Here is a 24,935-nt window from a genome sequence, read left to right on the forward strand (position 1 = left end):
TTTTTTAACTATAAATATGGATCCTATATTTTAAAAATAATCTATGTACTATTACAATAATATACCATTTAAGATTAATATTTCAGTAATTGTGAATTTTATATGAATTTTTATAATCATTTGTTTTAAAAAAATATTTATTGTGTTAGAATAAGAATTGTAATAAAATGTTTTATTATTTTAAAATTTAATATTTATATAAAGGAGGTAGCGCAAAGTGGACTTATTATTACTTTCAAGGTTACAATTTGCTTCTACAACGATATTTCACTTTTTCTTTGTACCAATTACCATTGGAATGGTTTTTCTAGTAGCAGTTTTTGAGACAATGTATGTAAGAACTGGTGATGAGCACTACAAGAGAATTACGAAATTCTTTGGTCATTTATTTTTAATAAACTTTGCTGTAGGAGTTGTAACTGGTATATTACAAGAGTTTCAATTTGGTATGAACTGGTCGGAATATTCTTCTTTTGTTGGAGATGTTTTTGGACCTTCACTAGCAATTGAAGCCTTGTTAGCATTTTATCTTGAATCTACATTTATAGGTATTTGGATATTTTCATGGGATAAAATTAGTAAAAAACTACACGCAATGTGTATATGGTTAGTTTCAATAGGAACTATACTATCATCATTTTGGATTTTATCAGCAAATTCATTTATGCAAAGACCTGTAGGATATAAAATAGTTGAGAATCCAGTTATTGGCCAAAAGGCTGAAATGGTTGATTTCTTAGCAATTATTCAGAATCCATATCTATGGAATCAATTTCCACACGTAATGGCTGCATGTTTTGCTGTTGGTTCGTTTGTTATAGCGGGTATTTCTGCCTGGAAAATGGTTAGAGGACATGAAGTTGCTATGTTTAGAAAAGCATTTAGAATTTCTATAATCACAGCTTTAATATCATCGTTAGGTTTAGGAATTACGGGACATGCACAAATGCAGTATTTAGTCAGAGAATACCCTATGAAAGTTGCTGCCGCAGAAGCAATATATGAAGATACTCATGATCCGGCACCATTTACAGTTTTAGCAAAAATTGATGAAAAGCAACAGGTTGCTGAACCAATAATAGAAGTTCCTGGATTATTAAGCTTTTTAGCCTTTGATAAATTTGAAGGATCTTTAAAAGGAATGAAAACTCTGCAGGAAGAATTGGATGCTAAATATTATCCTATTTTAGGAGAGCATTTAAATTATATTCCAGATGTTACAATAATATTTTATGCATTCAGAGTAATGTCAGGTTCTTCGGTACTGTTAATTGGAGTGGCACTGCTAGGAACTATATTGTCATTTAGAAGAGAGGAACTTAAATATAAATGGTTTTTACACACAGTTCCTTGGATGATTTTGGTATCAGAATTGGCAACTGCAACAGGTTGGGTTTATGCTGAAATGGGAAGACAGCCTTTTATAATTTTTGGATTAATGCCAACATATAAAGGAGTTTCTCCAATATCAGCTGAATCAGTACTATTTTCACTTATAGTATTCTCTACATTGTATGCTATTTTAGGATTAGCCCAATTTATTATATTCAGATATATGATGAAGAAAAAAGAAGCGACAATAAGGGAGGTAGTTTAATATGGATACAGCTATTTTGTTATCAAATATATGGTATATATTAATCACGGTTTTATTCACTGGTTTTTTTATACTTGAAGGTTATGATTTTGGAGTAGGTGTTCTTTCCCAAATTTTAGGTAAAAATGATCTAGAAAAAAGAGTATACTTTAATACAATTGGCCCATTTTGGGATGCTAATGAAGTATGGTTATTAACTGGTGGTGGTGCTATGTTTGCTGCTTTTCCAATATGGTATGGAAAATTATTTAGTGGTTATTACATTGCATTTGTTTTAATGCTAGTAGCATTAATTCTTAGAGGGGTTTCATTTGAATTTCGCGGAAAATTAGGAAATAATAGAAAATGGATTACAACCTTTGATACAGCAATGCTAGTAGGAAGTTTTTTACCTCCTGTATTATGGGGAGTAGCCGTAGCGAATTTTATGACTGGTGCTAGATTAGATGAAAGTAAGAATATGGTGGATGGTTTTCTAGGACTATTATCACCATTCGCTTTATTAGGTGGACTAATGATGCTATTAATCATGTTGGTACACGGTGCACAATTTTTAGTTTTAAAAACTGTAGGTGATTTAAGAGAACGTGCACAAAAAGCATCTAGTTTATTATTCCCACTAGCAGCCATAGTCACACTGATATTTGCAGGCTGGGCCTTAGTTAAGACAGATATTTTAACTGGAAATTATTATATTGGTTTAATTTTTGCAATAATTGCCGTAATTTTCTTTGTAATATCATATATTCTAAATAAGAAAAATCAAGATTTAAAAGCTTTTCTTGCAACATCAGGAACTTTAGGATTTTTAACTTTGGCAGTATTTTCAGGTATGTTTCCTAGAGCCATAATTAATAGTGAAGATGTTTCTAAGTCGTTATTTATATATGATGCAGCGAGTAGTGAATACACTCTTAAATTAATGACAATAGTAGGGGTATTTATGATGCCGATAGTTATAGGGAACCAAGTCTGGGCCTATAAAATTTTCAAAAAACGTTTAAGAAAAGAAGATGAATTGGAGTATTAATGTATGTCAAAATATAGGAAGAGTAAAGTGAGTCTTCCTGTAAAAAAGAGCTTGTACATAATATTATTATTCTTATCAATAGTAGAGGCAGTTTGTATAATCTTACAGACTGCCTTTTTAGCTAAAACAATAGTTAGTTTATTTGAGAGCGAGTATAATATTTTTAATTATGTATTATTATTTTTTATAGGATATTTTTTCAGAACAGTATCTCTGCATTTACAACAATATTTTACAGAGAAAGAAGCAGAAAAGTTGGAGATTTCTTTACGTGAACAGTTAATATATTCATATTTTAAGAAAGGAGCAGAATTTACTAGCAAGGAAGGGACAGGGAAATTAATTACCTTATCAATTGAAGGTATAGCACAAGTAAAAAATTATTTTGAACTAAATGTATCCAAAAAATTACGTAGTGTTATAATACCTATATTAGTAGTATGGTTTACTTTTTACACAGATAAGGTTTCAGCTTTTATGATATCATCATTTATACCGGTAATAGTAATATTTATGATTCTTTTGGGTGTTACAGCAAGAGATATGGCAGACAGACAATATAAAAAATATAGAATTCTATCAAATAATTTTGTTGATACTATACGAGGTATTGAAAGTCTTAAATTTTTAGGAATAGCTAAAAATTATTTACCTATAATGGAAGAAAAGAATAGTGAGTATAGAAAAAGTACTATGCTCACACTAAGATATGCATTTTTAAATAGCTTTGCATTAGATATATTGACGACACTTGCGATTGCTTTTTTGGCTGTAAGGTTAGGAATACTTTTATTAGCAGGGGATACTAATTTATTACCAGCTTTAACAGTATTACTGATAGCTCCTGAATTTTTCTTACCCATGAAACAGGCTGCAACTGATTATCATGCGAGTCTAAACGGACAAGTAGCTTATGAAGAAATTATAAATATTATAAATACACAAGATAAGTCAAAAAATAATTATGAAAAAATTTGTAATTTTAAAAAATTAGAATTAAGAAATGTAAGTTTAATAAAAGAAGAAAAAGCTGTATTAGATAATATATCATTCACCATAAAAGAGGGAGATAGAATTTGTATTGTAGGTCAGAGTGGATCTGGAAAGACAAGTCTAATTTCTATTTTATCAGGGATATCAAATAACTCAAGTGGAGATATAAAAATAAATGAAAAAAATGTAGGGTTAAAAAACTCTAATTGGATTGAACACATTTCCTATATATCACAGTTTCCATATATTTTTCCAGCTTCAATCAGAAGTAATTTAGAGTTTTATTTAGATAAACCATCCAGTGCAGAAGAACTTGATAAAGTTACCGAACTTGTTGGTTTAGATACTTATGTTAAAGGTTTAGATAAAGGATATGATACTCTAATTGGTGAAGGTGGAAGAGAACTTAGTGGTGGACAAGCACAAAGGATAGCAATAGCAAGGGCACTTCTTAGTGATAGAAAAGTTGTAATATTAGATGAACCTACTAGTCATTTAGATATTGAAACTGAGTTTGAAATAAAAGAAAAATTACTGGCACTTTTTAAAGATAGAACAGTAATAATAGCAACACACAGATTACATTGGCTGAACGATATGGATTATGTTTTAAATATAGAATCAGGAAAAGTTAAGTATTTTGAAAAATTAGATAATTTTAGAGAAGACAATAAATATGAGGATCTAAAAAAGTCTTTAGTGGGAGAAAGATATGAATAAGACATCGATAATTAGAAATGAACTCAAAAATAATAAATTTAAAATTAATCTTATTGTTATCTTAGGTGTAATATCGGCTGTAAGTGGAATTGGTCTTATGTATATTTCAGGTTTTTTGATCAGTAAATCGGCATTAAAAATTGGAAATATTTTATTGCTACAGGTTCCTGCTGTTTTAACAAGAACTTTTTCGCTTACTCAATCTGTATTTTCATATCTACATAGGCTAATAGGCCATGATTTAGTTTTGAAATTGATAGAAAAAATGCGCAGTAAGGTCTATATTATTTTAGAACCTATGGCTTTAAGGTTAAAAAAAGAATATAAATCGGGAGATTTATTAGGTTTACTTTCGGAAGATATTGATCATTTACAAAATATATACTTGAAAACTATTTTTCCAGCTATCATATCATTAATTGTATATACAGTATTTATTGCTATAATGGTTCCGTTGGATTACTATTATTCATTATTGGCACTTACATTCGGTTTTTTTATAATATTTGTAGTTCCTTTTCTCTCATTATATTTAACAAAAAATAAACAAGTTATAGTAAAAAAAAGCAAACATAAATTATATACTAATCTTACGAGTGCAGTACTAGGAATAACGGATTTTATTTCGGCAAATAAGGTTGAAAATCTTGTACATGAGTACAAAACAAATGAAATTGAGATTATTAAGGCTGAAAAAAAAATAAAATCAATAGTTCACTTGAGAGAGATCACATTACAATTTTTAGCAACTTTAGTTGTAACCTTTATGATTTATTCTTGTATGAATATGTCAATTAATAATACTATTGAAAATGTATATATAGCATCTTTTTGTATGATAGCATTATCAGTTTTATCTGTAGTATTAATGACGGGAGAAGCTATATCGCATATACCAACATATAAAATCTCTATAGATAGAGTGAAAGAATTTTATTCTAATAAAGAAGAAGTGGACAATGTTGAGTATAATGAAACGAACTATAATAATATAATAGAAATTAAAAATTTAAAATTTGCTTATGATAATACTAAAATGATTTTAAATGACATATCTTTGAGTGTGAAAAAAGGCGAAAAAGTTGCTATACTTGGAAGAAGTGGAGTCGGTAAATCAACACTTATTAAATTAATAACGGGAACTTATAAAGATTATGAAGGTAGTATAAAAGTATTTGGAAACTTGCCAAGTGAGAATTTATTAGGTAAAAAAATATCTATGTTGAATCAAAAACCATATCTTTTCGATATGAGTATTAAAGATAATTTAGAATTATCTAATATAGATTCAAAAAATGTCATCTCTATCTCTCGGATAGAAGATAGTTTAGAGAAATCACAAATGAAACAAACAATAGATATGCTACCGGATGGTATATATACAAATGTATATGAATCTGGAACTAGATTTTCAGGGGGAGAGAGACAGCGTATTGCCTTGGCAAGAACTCTAATTCAAAATAATGAATTATTATTATTAGACGAACCTACTGTTGGATTAGATCCAAAAACGGAAACTGATTTACTTAACACTATTTTTAAAAATAATGATAATAAAACAATTATTTGGATAACACATCATTTAAACTCTATAGAATACATGGATAGAATAATATTCATTAATAATGGAAAAATAGAGATGGATGGCTCGCATGAAGAACTTTATGAAAGTAATTATAAATATAAGAATTTGTATGATATGGATAGAGGATATTAAAAATACAGGTATAGCAGGAATATTTCCTGCTATACCTGTATTTTTAATGTTAAATTGTTGATTTTTACCAAAATATAATATATAATAATTTAGGTTGAATTAGATTCAACTAAATAATACACACGATATTTGATTTAGTTATTTGGTGCTCATGTCTATAATTAATATGAAGATATCGGAGGAAAAACCAAGGAGGAAAATAACTATGCCAGTTATTTCAATGAAACAATTATTAGAAGCAGGAGTTCATTTCGGACATCAAACAAGAAGATGGAATCCTAAAATGGATAAATATATTTTCACAGAAAGAAATGGAATATATATTATCGACCTACAAAAAACTGTAAAAAAAGTAGATGAAGCATATGAATTTGTTAAATCAGTAGCTGATCAAGGTGGAAAGATGTTATTTGTAGGGACAAAGAAACAAGCACAAGATGCTATTAAAGAAGAAGCTGAGAGATCAGGTCAATACTACATTAACCATCGTTGGTTAGGTGGAACTTTAACTAACTATAAAACAATTAAAGGACGTATTGATAGGATTTCTGAAATTGAAAAAATGGAAGAAGATGGCCTATTTGAAGTTTTACCAAAAAAAGAAGTAATCGAATTGCGTAAAGAGTATGATAGATTAAATAAATTCTTAGGTGGAATTAGAGAAATGAAAAACATGCCAGATGCAATGTTCGTAGTTGATCCTAAAAAAGAACATAATGCCATAGCAGAAGCTAAAAAATTAGGAATTCCAGTAGTAGGTATTGTAGATACAAATTGTGATCCAGATGATGTCGATTATGTTATTCCAGCTAATGATGATGCAATTCGTGCTGTGAAATTATTAACGGCTAAAATGGCAGACGCCTTTGTTGCTTATAATGAAGGAAATGTTGAAGAAGTGGCTGCTGAAGAAGAATAATTTCTCGATAATGATTATAAATAGTGCGTCGAGTAATGCACTATTATAATCATCGTATTAACATTAAGGTTAAAGATATAATAATAAAAAATGGAGGAAATTAATTATGGCTATAACAGCTGCTCAAGTTAAAGAATTAAGAGAACGTACTGGTGCTGGTATGATGGATTGTAAAAAAGCGTTAATCGCTACTAATGGAGACATCGATGCAGCAATCGATTACTTAAGAGAAAATGGTATTGCGAAAGCTGCTAAAAAAGCAGATCGTATAGCTGCTGAGGGTATTACATATTTAGTGGAAGAAGGAAACAAAGCATTAGTTCTAGAAATTAACTCAGAAACTGATTTCGTTGCAAAAAATGAAAAATTTTTAGAATTAGTAAAAGAAGTAGGTAATGTAATTCTTAAAGCTGAACCAAAATCAATTGAAGAAGCACTAGCAGTATCTGTGGGTGATGAAACAATAGAAACACTTATAAATAATGGGATTGCAACAATTGGTGAAAAGTTATCATTAAGAAGATTTGAAGTAATAACTAAGACTGATGCAGACTCATTCGGAACATACTCTCATATGGGGGGGAGAATTGGTGTTCTTACATTAGTTGAAGGAACTACTGATGGAGAAGTTGCTAAAGATGTTGCGATGCACATTGCAGCTTTAAACCCTAAATATTTAGATGAGTCTCAAGTTCCTCAAGAAGAATTAGATCGTGAGAAAAAAGTTCTTTCTGAACAAGCATTAAACGAAGGTAAACCAGCAGCAATCGTTGAAAAAATGATTGTAGGTAGATTAAATAAATATTTAGAAGAAATCTGCGTTACAAAACAAAAATTTGTTAAAGATGACAGTATGACTGTTGAACAATTTGTAGCTTCTAAAGGTGGTAAGCTTACTAAGTTTGTTAGATATGAAGTTGGTGAAGGTATCGAGAAAAAAGAAGATAACTTTGCTGAAGAAGTAATGAACCAAGTAAGAGGTAACTAATATAAAAAGCATACACGATAGTAGTGTGTGCTTTTTTAAAAGAATGGAGGTATATAGTATGTCAAAAGCATATAAAAGAGTTCTTTTAAAACTAAGTGGAGAAGCATTAGCAGGAGATAAAGGTTTTGGAATAAATTCTGAAATTGTTAATAAGATGACAAATCAAATTGCTAAAGTTGTAAAACAAGGTGTAGAAGTAGCCATCGTAGTAGGTGGAGGTAATATTTGGAGAGGAAAAACTGGAGAAGAATTAGGTATGGAGCGAACAACAGCTGATTCAATGGGGATGCTTGCTACAGTCATGAATTCTTTAGCACTACAAGATTCATTAGAACAAAGAGGTGTAGATACTAGAGTATTAACATCTGTAGAAATGAAGGCTATGGCAGAACCCTATATTAGACGTAGAGCTATAAGACATTTAGAAAAAGGGAGAGTTGCAATTTTTGCAGCGGGAATAGGAAATCCATTCTTTTCAACAGATACCACTGCAGCTTTAAGAGCAAAAGAAATTGACGCAGATGTGATATTAATGGGTAAAAATGCAGTAGATGGTGTTTATTCAGCCGATCCTAAAGTAGAAAAAGACGCTACAAAATTCGATGATTTAACTCATATTGATGTGATTAGTAAAGGATTAGCAGTAATGGACTCTACAGCTATTTCATTCTGTATGGATAATAATTTACCGATAATAGTATTCTCTATTGATGAAGATGATAATATTATTAAAGTTATTAATGGAGAAAAAATGGGAACAATAATAACAAAATAATAGGAGAATAATAATGCCTGAACAAATAATTTCAATATTAGAAGAAAAAATGACTAAGGCTATTGCCAGTCTTACAAGAGAATTATCGTCGATTAGAGCAGGTAAAGCAAATGCTGCTATTCTTGATAGATTAAATGTAGAATATTATGGAGTAGCGACTCCTATTAATCAAGTTGCGGGAATTTCTGTACCTGAACCTAAAATGTTAGTTATTTCACCATATGAAAAATCATTATTAGGAGATATAGAAAAATCAATACAGGCGTCAGATTTAGGATTAAACCCCTCTAATGATGGTTCTGTAATAAGAATTGTATTTCCTTCTTTGACGGAAGAACGTAGAAAAGAACTTGCTAAACAGGTAGGGAAAGAATCAGAAAGCTCAAAAGTAGCAGTAAGAAATATTCGCCGTGATTCAATTGATTCTATGAAAAAATTAGAAAAATCATCTCAAATAACAGAAGATGATTTAAAATATTATTCAGACGAGATACAAAAAATTACAGATAAATTTATTACTGAAATAGATGTGGTAACAAAAGAAAAACAAAATGAATTAATGGGTGTGTAATTATGGAAATGTCTCAAATAATAGATAAGATTAATGAATTAAATGCAATAAAAAAAAAAGAGAATTAAGTTCAGCTGAAATAGAAGAACTTACTGAATTTAGAAAATTATATTTAAAAAATTTTAAAAGTAATATGCGTAATATCTTAGATAATACAAAAGTTATAAATAGCGATGGAGAAGATATAACTCCAAAGAAAGGAAATAAATAATGTCTACAGGAATAGTTATTTTAATAGCTACAGTAACTTTTTTACTAGGTTTAGTTGCTGGATTTTTTATAGCACGAAAAAACTTTATGAACTATATGGAAAATAATCCACAATTAAATGAAGATGTAATGATGAGTATGCTTTCTCAAATGGGACAAAAACCATCTAAGAAAAAAATTAATCAAATGATGAGTAATATGCAGAAAGCTCAAAAACAGGCTCTTAAAGGTAAAAAATAAGTAAAGTATGCACATCTAATAAAGATGTGCATTTTTTAAATATAATGGAGGGAATATGAAAAAAAAAATAATTCATTATCGAGAAAATAAGGATATTAGAATTGATAAATATTTAATGACAGAATTAACAGAAATATCTAGAACTGTAATTCAAAATTTAATAAACGAAAAATATATTTTAGTTAATAATCTACCAATAAAATCAAATTATAAGTTGAAAAAAAATGATGAAATAAATATAATCTTTAGACCAGAAGAAGAACTCGATATAAAAAAACAAGATATCCCTTTAAATATTGTGTATGAGGACGAGGATTTACTTATTGTAAATAAAGAAAAAGGAATGGTTGTGCATCCTGCAGTAGGTCATAGAGATGGAACGTTAGTAAACGCTTTAATGTTTCGTTCGGAAAAGTTATCAAGCATAAATGGAATTATTAGACCGGGGATAGTTCATAGAATAGATAAAGATACTTCTGGATTGCTAATAGTTGCCAAAAATGATAAAACACATGTGAAGCTATCAGAAATGATTTCAAAAAAAGAAATAAAAAGGAAATATTATGCTTTAGTTCATGGTGTTATCAAGCATGATTATGGAACTATAGATGCGCCAATAGCTAGAAACCCAAGAGAAAGAAAAGAAATGGCTATCATTGATGATGGAAAGTGCGCGATAACACATTTTAGAGTTATAAAAAGATATAATAAGTATACGTTAATTGAATGTGAATTAGAGACAGGGAGAACTCATCAAATTAGAGTACATATGAAATATATAAAATTTCCTTTAGTAGGCGATCTTGTATATGGACCAAAGAAAACATTAGATACATCTGGTCAGATGTTACATTCTAAATCATTGGAGTTTATGCACCCGATAAGTGGTAAAGCAATACATATTAATACAGAACTACCTAAATATTTTGAAGAAATATTGGATATACTTAGATAATATTTAATATTGATATTATTAAAATAGCGTGTTATAATATAGACATAAATGTTATTGATTAGGAGGATATTATAATGGCATTAGTATCTGCAAAAGATATGCTTGTAAAAGCAAAAACTGAAGGGTATGCGGTTGCACAATTTAATATTAACAACTTGGAGTGGACAAAAGCGGTCTTAGAAGCTTGTGAAGAAGCAAAAAGTCCTGTAATTTTAGGTGTTAGTGAGGGAGCTGCTAAATATATGACAGGATTTAAAACTGTTGCTGATATGGTTAAGGCAATGGTAGAATCATTAAATATTACAATTCCGGTGGCGTTACACTTAGACCATGGATCATATCAAGGAACGCAAGATGCTATTAAAGCTGGATTTTCTTCAGTAATGTTTGATGGTTCACATTATCCATTTGAAGAAAATGTTGCTAAATCTAAAGAAATGATTGAATTAGCTCATTCAAAAGGATTATCAATTGAATGTGAAGTTGGTTCAATTGGTGGAGAAGAAGATGGGGTTATCGGTTCTGGTGAGTTAGCTGATCCAAGAGAATGTCAAGCGATGGCTAACTTAGGTATTGATTTCTTAGCAGCAGGAATAGGAAATATTCATGGTAAATATCCAGAAAATTGGGCAGGACTAAGTTTTGAGACTTTAGAAGAAATCTCTAAAGTAACAAATGGATTACCATTAGTATTACACGGAGGTACAGGTATTCCTGCTGAACAAATTAAAAAAGCAATTTCTCTAGGAGTTTCAAAAATTAATGTAAATACTGAGTTACAATTAGTGTTTGCAGAAGCTACACGTAAATATATTGAAGATGGAAAAGATTTAGAGGGGAAAGGTTTTGACCCACGTAAATTATTAGCTCCAGGAGTCGCTGCTATTAAAGCAATGGTTAATGAAAAAATCGATATTTTTGGTTCAAGAAATAAAGCATAATAATAAAAAGAGATTAAGTATCACTTAATCTCTTTTTATTATTATATGTATTGAATTTGTTTACAATTAGTGAGATAATATAAATATATAATTTAAAATTTAAGGAGAATAGCTATGACAAAAATTTTAGCAATAAATTCAGGGAGTTCGTCATTAAAATTTCAATTATTTGAAATGCCTGAAGAAACAGTAATAGCAAAAGGGCTTGTAGAACGTATTGGTATTGGAAACGGAGTATTTACCATAGAATTTAATGGTGAAAAAATAAAAGATGAGTTGGATATTCCAAATCATAATTTTGCAATTGAAAGATTGTTAAATCAATTAACAGAATTAAAGATAGTGGAAAATGTTGAAGAGATAGAGGGAGTTGGACATAGAGTAGTTCATGGAGGAGAATTCTACGATTCGTCAGTATTAGTTACGCCTGAAGTCCTAGAAAAATTAGAATCTATTAAGGATTTAGCACCACTTCATAATCCAGCTAATATTATGGGAGTAGAAGCTTTTCAAAAAGTATTACCGAATGTACCGAATGTATTAACATTTGATACAGCTTTCCATCAAACTATGCCAGAATCTACATATATGTATGCTGTGCCGAGAAAGTTTTATGAAACACATGGTGTAAGAAAATATGGAGCTCACGGAACAAGTCATAGATATATTGCACAAATGACAGCGGAAGTTATGAATAGAAATATTAATGAATTAAAAATAATCTCATGTCATATAGGAAATGGGGCATCGATTTGTGCGATAAAAAATGGAAAATCATTTGATACATCTATGGGATTCACACCATTATCAGGATTAGTAATGGGAAGTAGAACTGGAGATATTGATCCAGCAACAATACCTTATATATCATTAAAAACAGGTTTAGATCTTAATGAAATCATTAGAATATTTAACAATGAATCAGGTTTAAAAGGATTATCTAATATATCGTCAGATTTACGTGATATTGAAGTTGTTAGATTTACTGACGCCAAGGCAGCTCAAGCAATAGATGTATACATTAATAGAATTAAGCAATACATTGGTTCTTACGCTGCTGCTATGAACGGAGTTGATGTTATTGTATTTACAGCTGGAGTTGGAGAAAATGCAACTTGGGTTCGACAAGAAGTATTAGAGGGATTAACTTTCTTAGGTATTGATTTTGACAATGAAGCAAATAATGTACGTGGAAAAGTTGCAGAAATTACTAAGGAAACATCAAAAGTAAAAGCATTTGTTATTCCTACAAATGAGGAACTTATAATTGCTAAAGATACTTTTGCAATAGCAAATAAATAGGTAAGTAAAAAGTAATTGAGAGTAGTTTCTCAGTTACTTTTTATGTACATTTTATGATATAATATAGTTGAAATATACATAAGGGGGAACAGTTGTGGCAAGAGAAAAAAAATCAAAAGAAAAAATAGAAATAAATAGTGATCGCCAATCTGCTTTAGAAAAGGCTATAAAGGATATTGAAAAAAGTTATGGTAAAGGAGCTATAATGGATTTAGATGGTGAAACCTCTGTTAAAGTAGAAGTAGTATCATCTGGTTCATTGGCAATTGATAAAGCACTTGGAGTAGGTGGTTATCCTAGAGGGAGAATAATTGAAGTTTATGGACCAGAATCTTCTGGAAAGACTACAGTTACACTTCATGCTATAGCAGAGGTTCAAAAGCAAGGTGGAGTTGCTGCATTTATAGATGCAGAGAATGCTTTAGATCCTGAATATGCCAAAGCGTTGGGTGTTGATTTTACAAAAGGGAGATTTTTCCTATCACAACCAGATACAGGTGAGCAAGCATTAGATATAACAGAAAAACTTGTACAATCTGGAGCAATTGATATAATTGTAATAGATTCAGTGGCAGCATTAGTTCCGAGAACTGAAATAGAGGGTGAGATGGGGGATTCCCATATAGGATTACAAGCTAGACTAATGTCACAAGCATTAAGGAAACTTACAGGTATTATTAATAGATCTAATGTTATAGCTATTTTTATTAACCAACTTCGTGAAAAAGTAGGAGTTATATATGGAAATCCAGAAGTTACAACTGGAGGACGTGCTCTAAAGTTTTATTCAACAATAAGGATGGAAGTGAGAAGAGGTGATCAGATAAAAGAAGGATCTGAAGTTTTAGGAAATAGAACAAAAATAAAAATAGTAAAAAATAAAGTCGCACCTCCATTTAAAGTTGCTGAAGTTGACATAATGTATGGAGAAGGTATATCTCCAGTTGGTGAAACCTTAGATATTGCAGCTGAATACGAGATTGTGAAGAAAGCTGGTGCTTGGTATTCGTATGAAGGTGAAAAATTAGGACAGGGAAGGGAAGCTGTAAAAAAACTTTTAAAAGAAAACCCAGATCTATATTGGGAAATATATGGTAAAGTTAGAAATGTATTTTTAAATAAAAATACATCTACTGAAAATGATATAAATGAGGATTTCGAAAAAATAGATGAATAAGAAAATATTTAAATTCATAATATGGTTAGTCATATTCGCGATAGTTATTAGTGGTATAGTAGCTAGTATGGCTCCATTTTTCATGTAAATATAAAAAGCCTAGATTAAATCTCTAGGCTTTGTTTTGTTATAAAGGAAAAAATATTAAAAATATGATAAAATAATACGAATCACATAATGGGAGTTAACAATGTTAGATATTATAAAAAATTTAAATGAACAACAAAAATTAGCAGTAGAAACAACAGAAGGACCTTTAATTGTTATTGCGGGAGCAGGGAGTGGAAAAACAAGTGTTTTGACAAGAAGAATAGCATATTTAATATCTGAAAAAAATATAAGTGAAAATAATATTTTAGCTATAACATTTACAAATAAGGCAGCTAAAGAAATGAAGGAAAGAATACACTCTTTGGTTGGTGAAACAGCAAAATATATATGGATTAGTACATTTCATTCAATGTGTGTAAGAATATTAAGGCAACATATAGAACTACTAAATTATAATAAAAATTTTACTATATTAGACCCTTCGGAACAAAAATTAATTATTAAAAATATTCTTAAGGAATTAAACTATTCAGAAGACGAGTATGAACCTAATGTAATACTAAATATAATATCCAAAAACAAAAATGAGAATGTCTCATCTACTAAATTATTACAAACTGTTAGATGGGGGTTCATGGAAAAAGTAGCGAATATTTATGATAGTTATCAAAAGTACTTAAAAAAATATTCAGTTTTAGATTTTGATGATCTATTAATTAAAGTAATTGAATTGTTTGAAAAGTACCCAGAAGTATTGGATAAGTATCAGAATAAATTTAAATATATTCATGTGGATGAATATCAAGATACTAACCTTATTCAATATAAATTAATTCAATTATTATCTAATAATAATAGAAACATATGTATTGTTGGAGATGATGATCAAAGTATCTATTCTTGGAGAGGTGCTAGAAGTGATAACCTTATAAATTTTGAAAGTGATTTTCCAGAATTTAAATTGATAGTGCTAGATCAAAATTATAGATCAAATAACGTTATTTTAGATGCTGCTAATAATGTAATAAAGAATAATAAAATAAGAAAAGAGAAGAATTTATGGTCAGCTAAAAAAGGTGGGAATAAAATTAATGTATATGCTGCTTTTAACGAAATCGATGAAGTAGAATATATTGCTAAAAAAATAAAAAATGCAATAAATGAAGGAATTGAGTATAAAGATATAGCTATTTTATATAGAGCTAACTATTTATCAAGAATTATAGAAAATACTTTATTAAGTAATTCTATACCTTATAAATTGGTAGGTTCTTTAAAATTCTTACAAAGACAAGAAATTAAAGATATTTTAGCTTATGTTAATGTAATTGTTAATCCCCAAGCAGAATTAAGTTTGAGAAGAATTATAAATGTTCCAAAGAGAGGAATTGGTCCTACTTCTATTGAAAAAATTGAAAAATATATGGAACAGCATAATATGACTTTTTATGATACTTTATCAAAAATAGAACAAGTAGGATTATCTAAAAAATCTACACAAGAAATAATTAAATTACAAAATATTTTTAAAAAATATTCTAATTTCAAAAAATTTACAATTGATGAAATAATAATGGGAATATATTTAGACAGTGGATATTCAAGTATGTTGAAAGAAGCTAATGATGAACACTCTAATGATAGAATTTCAAACATTTCAGAGCTTGTGTCATCAGCAAAACAGTACTCTGAAATGAATAATAGTATTATTGATTATGTAACAGAGATGTCATTAATGGCAGATTCTGATGATGAAAATTTTGAAAATTCTGTAACATTATCTACTATACACGCAGCAAAAGGATTAGAATATGGTATTGTATTTGTAGTTGGTTTAGAAGAAAATATTTTTCCCTCAATTAAAAACTCAGATGATTTTAATGATGAACAAACTAAAATGGAAGAAGAAAGAAGATTGGCATATGTTGCTATAACTAGAGCAAAAAATGAATTATACCTATCTTATTCTAATAGAAGAATGCAATTCGGAGCAGTAAAATATAATGAAGTTTCTAGATTCATTAAAGAAATACCTACGACCTTAGTGAATTTAGAAAAAAATACTCAATTAGAGAGTATACATAGTTTGGGGATAGAAGAAACTAAGAGAATATATATTAGTAAATTAACTCCTACGATAAAAGAAAAAATAGTTAATAAGGATAAATCTACCTATAATATAGGAGATAGGGTAGGACATAGAAAATTTGGAAGTGGAATTATTACGGCAATAACAGTAGATAGCATCACTATTAATTTTGATAATCTAGGGGATAAAATACTGTTAAAAGAATATGCAAATTTAAGTAAGGAGTAGTACAGTGGAAAAAATAATTAAAGAAAAAATAATAAATTTGATTAATCTTTTAAACAAACATTCTTATAAATATTATGTTGAAGATAAAGCAGAGATATCTGATACGGAGTACGACTTTCTATATAAAGAATTGGAGAAATTAGAAAGTGAATATCCAGAGTATATATTTAAGAATTCACCTACTCAAAGAGTAGGTGACATTGTACTAGATGAATTCGAAAAAGTAATTCACACAAAACCAATGTTGAGCCTGTCAAATACTTTTTCTAATACAGAATTAATAAATTTTGATAAAAGAATTAAAAAAAAATTAGAAATTAATGGAGATGTTGAATATATTTGTGAGTTAAAAATAGATGGATTGGCAGTTAATCTGGAATATCAGAATGGAATGTTACTAAAAGCTTCAACTAGAGGAGATGGAAACATTGGGGAAAATATTACTGAAAATATAAAGACAATTTTTTCATTACCTAAAGAATTAACAGAGACTGTAGATATTCAGGTCAGAGGAGAGGTATATCTTCCCAAAAAATCTTTTGAAGTTTTAAATTTAACTAGAAAAGAAAAAAATGAAGAACCCTTTGCTAATCCCAGAAATGCAGCAGCCGGATCAATAAGACAATTGGATTCTAGAATATCAGCTGAAAGGAAATTATCTATATTTATTTATGGAATAGTTTCTTCTGACAATGAAACTCAAGAGTTATCTCTATTAGAAGTAGAAAAATTAGGGATGCCCATTAATAAAAATTATAAAGTATGTGTGGGAATAGATAAAGTTTTAAAATATATTACTCACTGGGAAAAGAAAAAGGATACATTACCTTATGAAATTGATGGAATAGTAATAAAAGTGAATCATATTAAATATCAAAATATTCTAGGAGCTACTCAAAAAACTCCTAAGTGGGCAACTGCATTTAAATTTCCGGAAGAAGAAATCTCTACTAGAATATTGGATGTTGAATTTAGTGTTGGACGAACAGGTATTATTACACCAGTTGCATTATTAGAACCTGTGGAAATATCTGGTTCTGTAATTTCTAAGGCATCTTTACATAATAAGGATGTAATAAACGACTTGGACATTTATATAGGAGATATTGTTACTATTAAAAAAGCGGGAGAAATAATTCCTAAGGTAATAAGAACTATACCCGAGTTAAGAACAATATCTAATAAGAAATTTGAATTTCCTAAAAAATGTCCATCTTGTTCAAGTGAATTAATAAATAAGAAAGATGATACTTTTGTACGTTGTATTAATTTAAATTGTAAAGAGAAGAATATAAGAAAAATCTATCATTTTGCTAGAAGAGATGCTATGAACATTGATGGTTTGGGTGAAAAAATAGTGGTAAATTTAGTAGAAAATGATATTATATCCACGATTACTGATTTGTATAGTATAGATAAATCAAGATTATTAAAATTAGAAAGAATGGGGGAAAAATCAGCAAATAAATTATTAAAATCTATCGAAGATTCTAAAGATGTAACTTTAGATAGACTTATATATTCTTTAGGTATATTAAATGTAGGAAAAAGTACTGCTAAGATTTTGGCAAACAAATATCAAAATTTAGAGTCATTTAGTGAAGCAAAGTTAGAAGAATTACTTGAGTTGGAAGATATTGGATTTATTACTGCACAATCAATATTAGAATATTTAGGCGCAGATGAAAATAAAAATTTAATTAAGAATATTATAAGTTTTGGAATTAATCCTAAAACAAAAATAAATGAATTTAAACAAAAATCTATTTTTAATAATAAGATCGTAGTTTTAACTGGTAAGTTAGAAAACTTAACTAGAAATCAAGCGAAAGAATATTTAGAAAGCTATGGTGCCAAAATTTCTTCAAGTATAAGCGGACATACTGATTTTCTTATTTGTGGTTCTAAAGCAGGTTCTAAATTAAAGAAAGCTAGAGAACTGAATATAAAAATTATATATGAAGATGAATTACTAAATATAATGAAAATTAAATAAATATAGGGGATTATATATGGGAATACGTTATGATTGGAAATTACCTAATTTTGACGAAGAAAGTGTTAAAGAAATATCTAAAAATTATAATTTATCAGAAAATACTGCTAAAATACTCTATGCTAGAAACATCATAAAACATAATGATATACTTAATTATTTAGTAGGAGATTATGATGAAGGTTTTGATCCATTTCTTATGAATGATATGAAAAAAGCTGTCGATAGAGTTAATCAAGCTATAGAAAACGAAGAAAAAATACTTGTATATGGAGATTATGATGCAGATGGAATAACATCTACGGTTTTAATGCTTGAAACATTATCATCGTTAGGTGCGGATGTTTCATCATATATACCAAATAGATTTACAGAAGGCTATGGTCCAAATATCAAGGCATTTAATAGTATAATAGATTCTGGAGTTTCATTAATTATTACGGTTGATAATGGGATTGCTGCAATTGAAGAAATTGAATTTGCACAAGGAAGACAATGTGATGTAATATTGACAGATCATCATAAAATACAAGATGTAATACCAAATGCGTACGCTGTAATTCATCCTGAACACCCTAATTCTAATTATCCTTTTGGAAAACTAGCTGGTGTAGGGGTAGCATTTAAGTTTGCACATGCACTTTTAGATATATATCCAGATTTTTTATTAGATTTGGTAGCTATTGGAACAATAGCCGATATGGTTCCAATGATTTCTGAAAACAGGATTTTTGTAAAGCAAGGTATACAGTTATTAAATGAAGATACAAGATTAGGATTACAATATATTTTACAAAAAATAAATAACAAAAATTTAATTGATGAGCAAACTATAGGATTTGTTCTTGCACCAAGATTAAATTCCATAGGAAGAATGTCCTCTGCTACAGAAGGTGTGGACTTATTATCTATAGAAGATGACGAGCAAGCTATTAACATAGTCGATAAGATAGAAAGTTACAACACTGAACGGAAGTTAATTACAGAAAAAATTAGCAAAGATGCTATTTCTAAAATAGATGAAAGAGAAAAATTGTCAACTATTCTCATCTATAGCGAGAACTATCATGAAGGTGTATTAGGTATAGTGGCATCAAATTTAGTAGAAAAATATAAAAGACCTGTTTTAGTAGCAAAAAAAGTAGAGGGATATATAAAAGGATCTGCAAGAAGCTATGGTGAGTTTAATATATATGAAGCGATGAATAAAATAAAAGATAAATTTATTACATTCGGTGGACATACTTCAGCTGCGGGATTCTCTATTGAACTTCAAAATGTAAATGATGTATTTGACAAATTAAATAAACTTTACGATAGTTATTTAGATTCAACAGAAATAAAAATAAAAAAAAATATTGACCTGGTTGTCGATTTTGAAAATATAAGTTATCAATTACTAAATGAATTATCTACGCTAAAACCTTTTGGTAATTCCTTTGAAAATATAAGTATCCTTTCTAAGAATGTATTAATTTTATCTAAAGAAAATTTTGGCAGTGATAGACAATATTTGAAATTTCTGTTAGGTAAAAATAATAGCTCTATTGAAGCAATTTCTTTTAAGGATAATGAAATATTTAATGAAATCCAAAAAGATGACATAATAGATATTATGTTCATTTTATCTAAAAATAATTTTAACGGGAAACATAAATTACAGTTACAAATAATAGATGTTAATAAAAGTAAATTACTTTTTAAAGATCTACGAGGAACTTTTATAGATTTTAATAGTTTACCTAAAAATGAATTAAAAATTTCAAGGAAATATAGCGATATAAAGAACAATTATTACACATATAATGAATTATATAAGGTACAGGAGAAGTTTAATGTTATAAATCTACTAGAACCTCCTATTCACATCGATAATATGAACGATATTTTAAACTTAAATGCAGAGTCAATAAATATAAGGTGTAATAAAAATGATGCTATATATTTAAGATATAGGATAGATAAACCTAAACTTATAAAATTATTTAATATTATTTTAAAATATCAGTCATTAAAAATTGATGATAAAGACGTACTGTATAAAATTATTAATTCTCTAAATACTAATTTAGAAAGCCTAAAAATAATGTTATATATATTAAAAGAACTAAATTTATGTTCAATAAAACATAACATCGTAAGCTTTAATTCATCTTATAAAACAATGAATCTAGAATTATCCGATACATACACATCAATGAGTGCAAGATTTGATATAGAAAAGATATTATTAGAAAAAGATATTATAACGATTAACAAAATTTTTGAAGATATGAAATTAAGTAAATAGACAAGAAAAGATATTTATAGTATAATTTTAATGTTATAAAATATATATTAGGAGAAAAGGTATGAATTTAGAAAAATATGTTTCTATAGTAGAGAATTGGCCCAAAGATGGAATTAGCTTTAAAGATATAACAACTTTAATGGCTGATGGGGAAGCATACCAATATGCAACTGATAAAATTGTAAAATATGCAAAAGAAAAAGAGATAGATGTTGTCGTAGGTCCAGAAGCTCGAGGATTCATAATAGGGTGTCCGGTTGCATATTCCTTAGGAATTGGCTTTGTTCCTGTAAGAAAGCCCAATAAATTACCAAGACAAGTAATTTCTTATAAATATTCATTAGAATATGGTTCTAATACATTAACAATGCATAATGATGCTATTAAACCAGGACAAAGAGTATTAATTACAGATGATTTACTTGCAACAGGAGGAACAATAGAAGCAACAATTAAATTAGTAGAAGAATTGGGAGGAATAGTAGCAGGTATTGCATTTTTAATTGAACTAGACGGATTAAATGGATTAGATAAATTAAAAAATTATGATGTATTAACATTATTAAAAATGTAATTTCTACTCAAGCCATATGAAATTTAATTTATTAAATGAAGAATATTTAAAAGATATTGATACTAATGCCTACCTATACGAACATAAAAAGACAAAAGCAAAATTAATATTTTTTAAAAATAATGATGAGAATAAATCATTCAGTATATCCTTTAAAACTATTCCTAATAGTCATAACGGAGTATTTCATATTTTGGAGCATTCTGTGTTATGTGGTTCAGAAAAATATCCATTAAAAGAGCCTTTTGTAGAACTTATGAAAGGTTCTTTTAATACTTTTATTAATGCAATGACATTTCCAGATAAAACAATGTATCCTGTCTCTTCTAAAAACGATACGGACTTGAAATTATTAATGGATATATATTTAGATGCTGTCTTTAATCCTAAACTTTTAGAAAATGATAATATTTTAAAGCAAGAAGGATGGCACTATCATTTAGAAACAGAGACATCTAATTTAGAGTACAGAGGAGTTGTCTATAATGAAATGAAAGGAGTGTATTCTTCAATCGATGAAATAGTGGATATGCATTTATCTGAAACTTTATTTAAAGATACTCCTTACCAATATTCTTATGGAGGAAAACCAGAGGAAATAATAAATTTAACTCAGGAGGAGTTTGTTAAAACTCACAAGTATTGTTATCATCCTAGTAATTCATATATTTTTTTATATGGAAATTTAGAAATAACTGATTATCTTAATGATATTGATAAATATTTACAAAAATATGAATTTAAAAATTACGACGAATATTCTATAGTTAATCCAAAAAATTTTTCCGCAGATATAAATTATAGAAGTTATACTAATGATAATCCTGATAACAAACATTATCTTGCGATTAGCTATATTATAGGTTTTAACGATGAACTAAATTTACTAAATAGTCTTAATATTATTGATGAGTTACTATTAGGTAATTCAAATACAGAATTTAGAAAATTTTTCATAGAGAATTCCCTTTGTGAAGATGTATATAGTTATTTTCAAAGAGATAGGCAAGAAGTTGTATATACTATTGTTTTTAAAAATATAACCAATGAAAAATTAGATGAACTCCCTGATTTGTATGAAGCGAAACTTAAAGAGGAGATCAATAATGGTTTTGATAAAGAATACATACAAGCAATTATAAATAAATATATATTTACTATTAAAGAAGAAGTAAATAAAGTTGGCTCTCCTAAAGGAGTAAACTATGCTATTCGTTCTTTGAGAAATTGGCTATATGGAAAAAATCCATTTATTCAATTCAATTATAGTTCTATAATAGATTCTTTAAATGAAAATTTAAAGGGAGGAATTTTTGAAAAAATAGCAACAGATTATTTAATAACTAATAAGAAAAAATCTATAGTTAGTATTAAAGCAGTTTCGGAAAAAGTAAAAGAAGTAGTAAATCTTAGCGAATTACAAGCATCTTTAACTAATTCTCAAATAAAAGATATTGTAAAAGATACTGAAGAATTATTAAATTGGCAAACTAGCAAAGAAAATCCTGAATATTTGAAAAGAATAAAAAGTGTAGATGCTAAAACTGTAAATTTAAGTAACCCATACAAAGAAACTATATTTAGTAAAGACGATAATATACTCTATGCACACTATAATATAAATACAAATAATATTATATATTCTAGTTTATTTTTTGATATCTCTTCATTTGATAGTAAAGAGTTACAGTATGCGAGCTTATTATCATATTTATTATTCAATATAAATACAAAAAATAAAACAGAATTAGAAGTTCAAAAGGAAATAGATACTAATTTAGGAGATATTCATTCTAATATTAGTATATTTAAAAATGATAAAAATAAAAAAATAAAATTGAAATTTACTATAGTTTCTAAAAATTTATCAAATAAAATACAAGAACTTGTATCTATTTTAGAAGATAATACGCTAAATATGGATTTTTCCAACAGCAACTCTATTTTTAATATCTTACTAGAGCTTAAATTAAGTCTAGAAAGTAGAATTAAAGAAAGTGGTCATGCTTTTATAAATAGAAGACTACTTTCTTACAACTCTTTACATAACCATCTCCATGAATTAATAACAGGGTATGAATTTTATTTGTTCATATCTGCTATAGTAGATAATTATGAAAAAGAATTTATAAATTTAAATAATGAATTGACAGCCTTAGCTATTAAAATATTTAATAAATCAAATCTTATTATAAGTACAACTTGTAATAATGAGGAAAATATTGAATTTAAAAAACATATTAAAAATTATGTAACTAAATTACAATCTATAGATTGTAATTCTGAATATAGTAACATTATGTTTACTAAAAAAGAAAATTATTCAGAAGCATATTATTTTGATACAATGGTAAATTATGTTGGATCTGGTTTTAGTGATTTAAATAAGTATAATGGGTCTTTATTGGTACTTTGCCACATACTAAATTTAGATTATTTATGGAATAATGTCAGAGTTAAAGGTGGGGCTTATGGTGCAGGTATTATAGCAAATAAATTCGGGGATGTTGTTTTTTGGTCTTACAGAGATCCTAATATTGAAAAAACATTGGAAATTTATACAAAAGCAACAGAATATATTGATAATTTAAAAATTGATAGTGAAACTTTAAATAAATATATAATAGGTACTCTGAATAGTTTTGACCAATTATTATCACCGAAAGAAAAATCAAGGCTATCTTTAAATTATTATATTAACGAAACTGACCACAATAATTACGATCGATTAGTTAGAGAGATAAAGGAAACAACTTTAGAAAGTTTATTATCACTAGCAAAAGAATTTGATAATAATGATAATAATATTTGTTTATTAACATCAAAATCTTATGTCAAAAATAATATAGATAAATTTTCGAAAATAATAGAAATAAAATAAGAGGTTTACATTAAAATGAGAGTAAGATTTCGTTCAGATGCAAAAGATAGATTAGAAAAAAATTCTTTTGTATTTATAGATCCGGTCGAAAATAAAGGTAATTGGAACAATATTTTCAAAAATTCTAACCTTATTCATTTAGAAATAGGAACAGGGAAAGGACAATTTATATTTAATTTAGCAAAAAAAAATCCTAATATTAACTTCATAGGTTTAGAAACACAACCTACGATACTTAGTTATCTATTAGATAAAATAGAAGGCGAGAATGTTTCTAATTTGAGATTAATTCTTGCAGATGCCAACAATGTAGTTAATTACTTCGCTGAAGGTGAAATTAGTAAGCTTTATTTAAATTTTTCAGATCCATGGCCTAAAACTAGACACGAAAAAAGGCGTTTAACTTTTAAAAAATTTTTAAAACAGTATGAATATATATTAAATGGAGCTAAATTAATCGCTCAAAAAACAGATAATATGGAATTATTCGAGTATAGTTTATGGTCTTATTCTAATTATGGATTCAAAATAAATAATATTTCACTAGATTTAACTAACAGTAAATATGAAAAAGAAAATCTTCATACTGAATATGAGGATAAATTTATAAAAAAAGGAAATAATATCTATTATGTAGAAGTATATAAAAATTAGTTGATTTTTTTCTTTAATATATACTATAATTTAACAA

20 protein-coding genes are annotated in these 24,935 nt (G+C 28.0%); all 20 read left to right on the forward strand.

Annotated features, from left to right (window positions below; all coding sequences use genetic code 11):
- Nucleotides 1–217: 217 nt before the first annotated feature.
- The 20 genes from HZY82_RS02675 (at nt 218) to trmB (ending at nt 24,898) form a co-directional block, all read left to right on the forward strand.
- The gene (locus HZY82_RS02675) at nt 218–1,597 is read left to right on the forward strand and encodes a cytochrome ubiquinol oxidase subunit I (protein ID WP_135155851.1); all 1,380 of its coding nucleotides are present in this window, start codon (nt 218–220) and stop codon (nt 1,595–1,597) included.
- Between the two features lies 1 nt (nt 1,598).
- The gene (gene cydB, locus HZY82_RS02680) at nt 1,599–2,627 is read left to right on the forward strand and encodes a cytochrome d ubiquinol oxidase subunit II (protein ID WP_135155852.1); all 1,029 of its coding nucleotides are present in this window, start codon (nt 1,599–1,601) and stop codon (nt 2,625–2,627) included.
- Between the two features lie 3 nt (nt 2,628–2,630).
- Nucleotides 2,631–4,340, forward strand: a complete 1,710-nt coding sequence (gene cydD / locus HZY82_RS02685; RefSeq protein WP_135155853.1) for a thiol reductant ABC exporter subunit CydD — start codon at nt 2,631–2,633, stop codon at nt 4,338–4,340.
- On the forward strand, nt 4,333–6,057 hold the full coding sequence (cydC, locus tag HZY82_RS02690) for a thiol reductant ABC exporter subunit CydC (RefSeq protein WP_179938585.1): 1,725 nt from the start codon (nt 4,333–4,335) through the stop codon (nt 6,055–6,057). Before cydD ends, cydC begins: the two co-directional genes overlap by 8 nt.
- A 205-nt stretch (nt 6,058–6,262) precedes the next feature.
- A complete protein-coding gene (rpsB, locus tag HZY82_RS02695) occupies nt 6,263–6,976 on the forward strand; it encodes a 30S ribosomal protein S2 (protein ID WP_135155855.1) in 714 nt (237 codons plus the stop codon).
- Between the two features lie 106 nt (nt 6,977–7,082).
- Nucleotides 7,083–7,964 carry a translation elongation factor Ts gene (tsf, locus tag HZY82_RS02700; RefSeq protein WP_179938587.1) on the forward strand — a complete coding sequence of 294 codons (882 nt, stop codon included), beginning with the start codon at nt 7,083–7,085 and terminating at the stop codon, nt 7,962–7,964.
- Nucleotides 7,965–8,022: 58 nt separating this feature from the next.
- On the forward strand, nt 8,023–8,739 hold the full coding sequence (gene pyrH, locus HZY82_RS02705; RefSeq protein WP_179938589.1) for a UMP kinase: 717 nt from the start codon (nt 8,023–8,025) through the stop codon (nt 8,737–8,739).
- Between the two features lie 13 nt (nt 8,740–8,752).
- A complete protein-coding gene (gene frr, locus HZY82_RS02710; protein WP_135155858.1) occupies nt 8,753–9,310 on the forward strand; it encodes a ribosome recycling factor in 558 nt (185 codons plus the stop codon).
- A 79-nt stretch (nt 9,311–9,389) separates the two neighbouring features.
- On the forward strand, nt 9,390–9,521 hold the full coding sequence (locus HZY82_RS06720; protein ID WP_245174663.1) for a DUF896 domain-containing protein: 132 nt from the start codon (nt 9,390–9,392) through the stop codon (nt 9,519–9,521).
- Nucleotides 9,521–9,760 (forward strand): YneF family protein, encoded by a 240-nt coding sequence (locus HZY82_RS02720; RefSeq protein WP_135155859.1) that lies wholly within the window; start codon nt 9,521–9,523, stop codon nt 9,758–9,760. The genes HZY82_RS06720 and HZY82_RS02720 overlap by 1 nt, the downstream gene beginning before the upstream one ends.
- Nucleotides 9,761–9,815: 55 nt before the next feature.
- Nucleotides 9,816–10,715: an RluA family pseudouridine synthase gene (locus tag HZY82_RS02725; protein WP_135155860.1), complete on the forward strand. Its 900-nt coding sequence runs from the start codon at nt 9,816–9,818 to the stop codon at nt 10,713–10,715.
- Nucleotides 10,716–10,789: 74 nt separating this feature from the next.
- Complete coding sequence (gene fba, locus HZY82_RS02730) at nt 10,790–11,656, forward strand: class II fructose-1,6-bisphosphate aldolase (protein WP_135155861.1); 867 nt, start codon at nt 10,790–10,792, stop codon at nt 11,654–11,656.
- A gap of 114 nt (nt 11,657–11,770) precedes the next feature.
- A complete protein-coding gene (locus HZY82_RS02735; protein ID WP_135155862.1) occupies nt 11,771–12,958 on the forward strand; it encodes an acetate/propionate family kinase in 1,188 nt (395 codons plus the stop codon).
- 94 nt (nt 12,959–13,052) lie between these two features.
- On the forward strand, nt 13,053–14,135 hold the full coding sequence (gene recA / locus HZY82_RS02740; RefSeq protein WP_368667349.1) for a recombinase RecA: 1,083 nt from the start codon (nt 13,053–13,055) through the stop codon (nt 14,133–14,135).
- A 190-nt stretch (nt 14,136–14,325) separates the two neighbouring features.
- Entirely contained in the window at nt 14,326–16,503 is a 2,178-nt protein-coding gene (locus HZY82_RS02745; RefSeq protein WP_135155863.1) for an ATP-dependent helicase, read from the forward strand.
- A gap of 4 nt (nt 16,504–16,507) precedes the next feature.
- Nucleotides 16,508–18,499: an NAD-dependent DNA ligase LigA gene (ligA, locus tag HZY82_RS02750; protein ID WP_135155864.1), complete on the forward strand. Its 1,992-nt coding sequence runs from the start codon at nt 16,508–16,510 to the stop codon at nt 18,497–18,499.
- Between the two features lie 16 nt (nt 18,500–18,515).
- Nucleotides 18,516–20,789, forward strand: coding sequence for a single-stranded-DNA-specific exonuclease RecJ (gene recJ / locus HZY82_RS02755; RefSeq protein ID WP_135155865.1), 2,274 nt, complete (start codon nt 18,516–18,518; stop codon nt 20,787–20,789).
- A 61-nt stretch (nt 20,790–20,850) separates the two neighbouring features.
- A complete protein-coding gene (locus HZY82_RS02760) occupies nt 20,851–21,363 on the forward strand; it encodes an adenine phosphoribosyltransferase (protein ID WP_135155866.1) in 513 nt (170 codons plus the stop codon).
- A 16-nt stretch (nt 21,364–21,379) separates the two neighbouring features.
- On the forward strand, nt 21,380–24,244 hold the full coding sequence (locus HZY82_RS02765; protein WP_135155867.1) for an insulinase family protein: 2,865 nt from the start codon (nt 21,380–21,382) through the stop codon (nt 24,242–24,244).
- A 15-nt stretch (nt 24,245–24,259) separates the two neighbouring features.
- Complete coding sequence (gene trmB, locus HZY82_RS02770) at nt 24,260–24,898, forward strand: tRNA (guanosine(46)-N7)-methyltransferase TrmB (RefSeq protein ID WP_135155868.1); 639 nt, start codon at nt 24,260–24,262, stop codon at nt 24,896–24,898.
- Nucleotides 24,899–24,935 lie beyond the last annotated feature (37 nt).

The organism is Gemella sp. GL1 (assembly GCF_013415365.1).
Taxonomy (GTDB): domain Bacteria; phylum Bacillota; class Bacilli; order Staphylococcales; family Gemellaceae; genus Gemelliphila.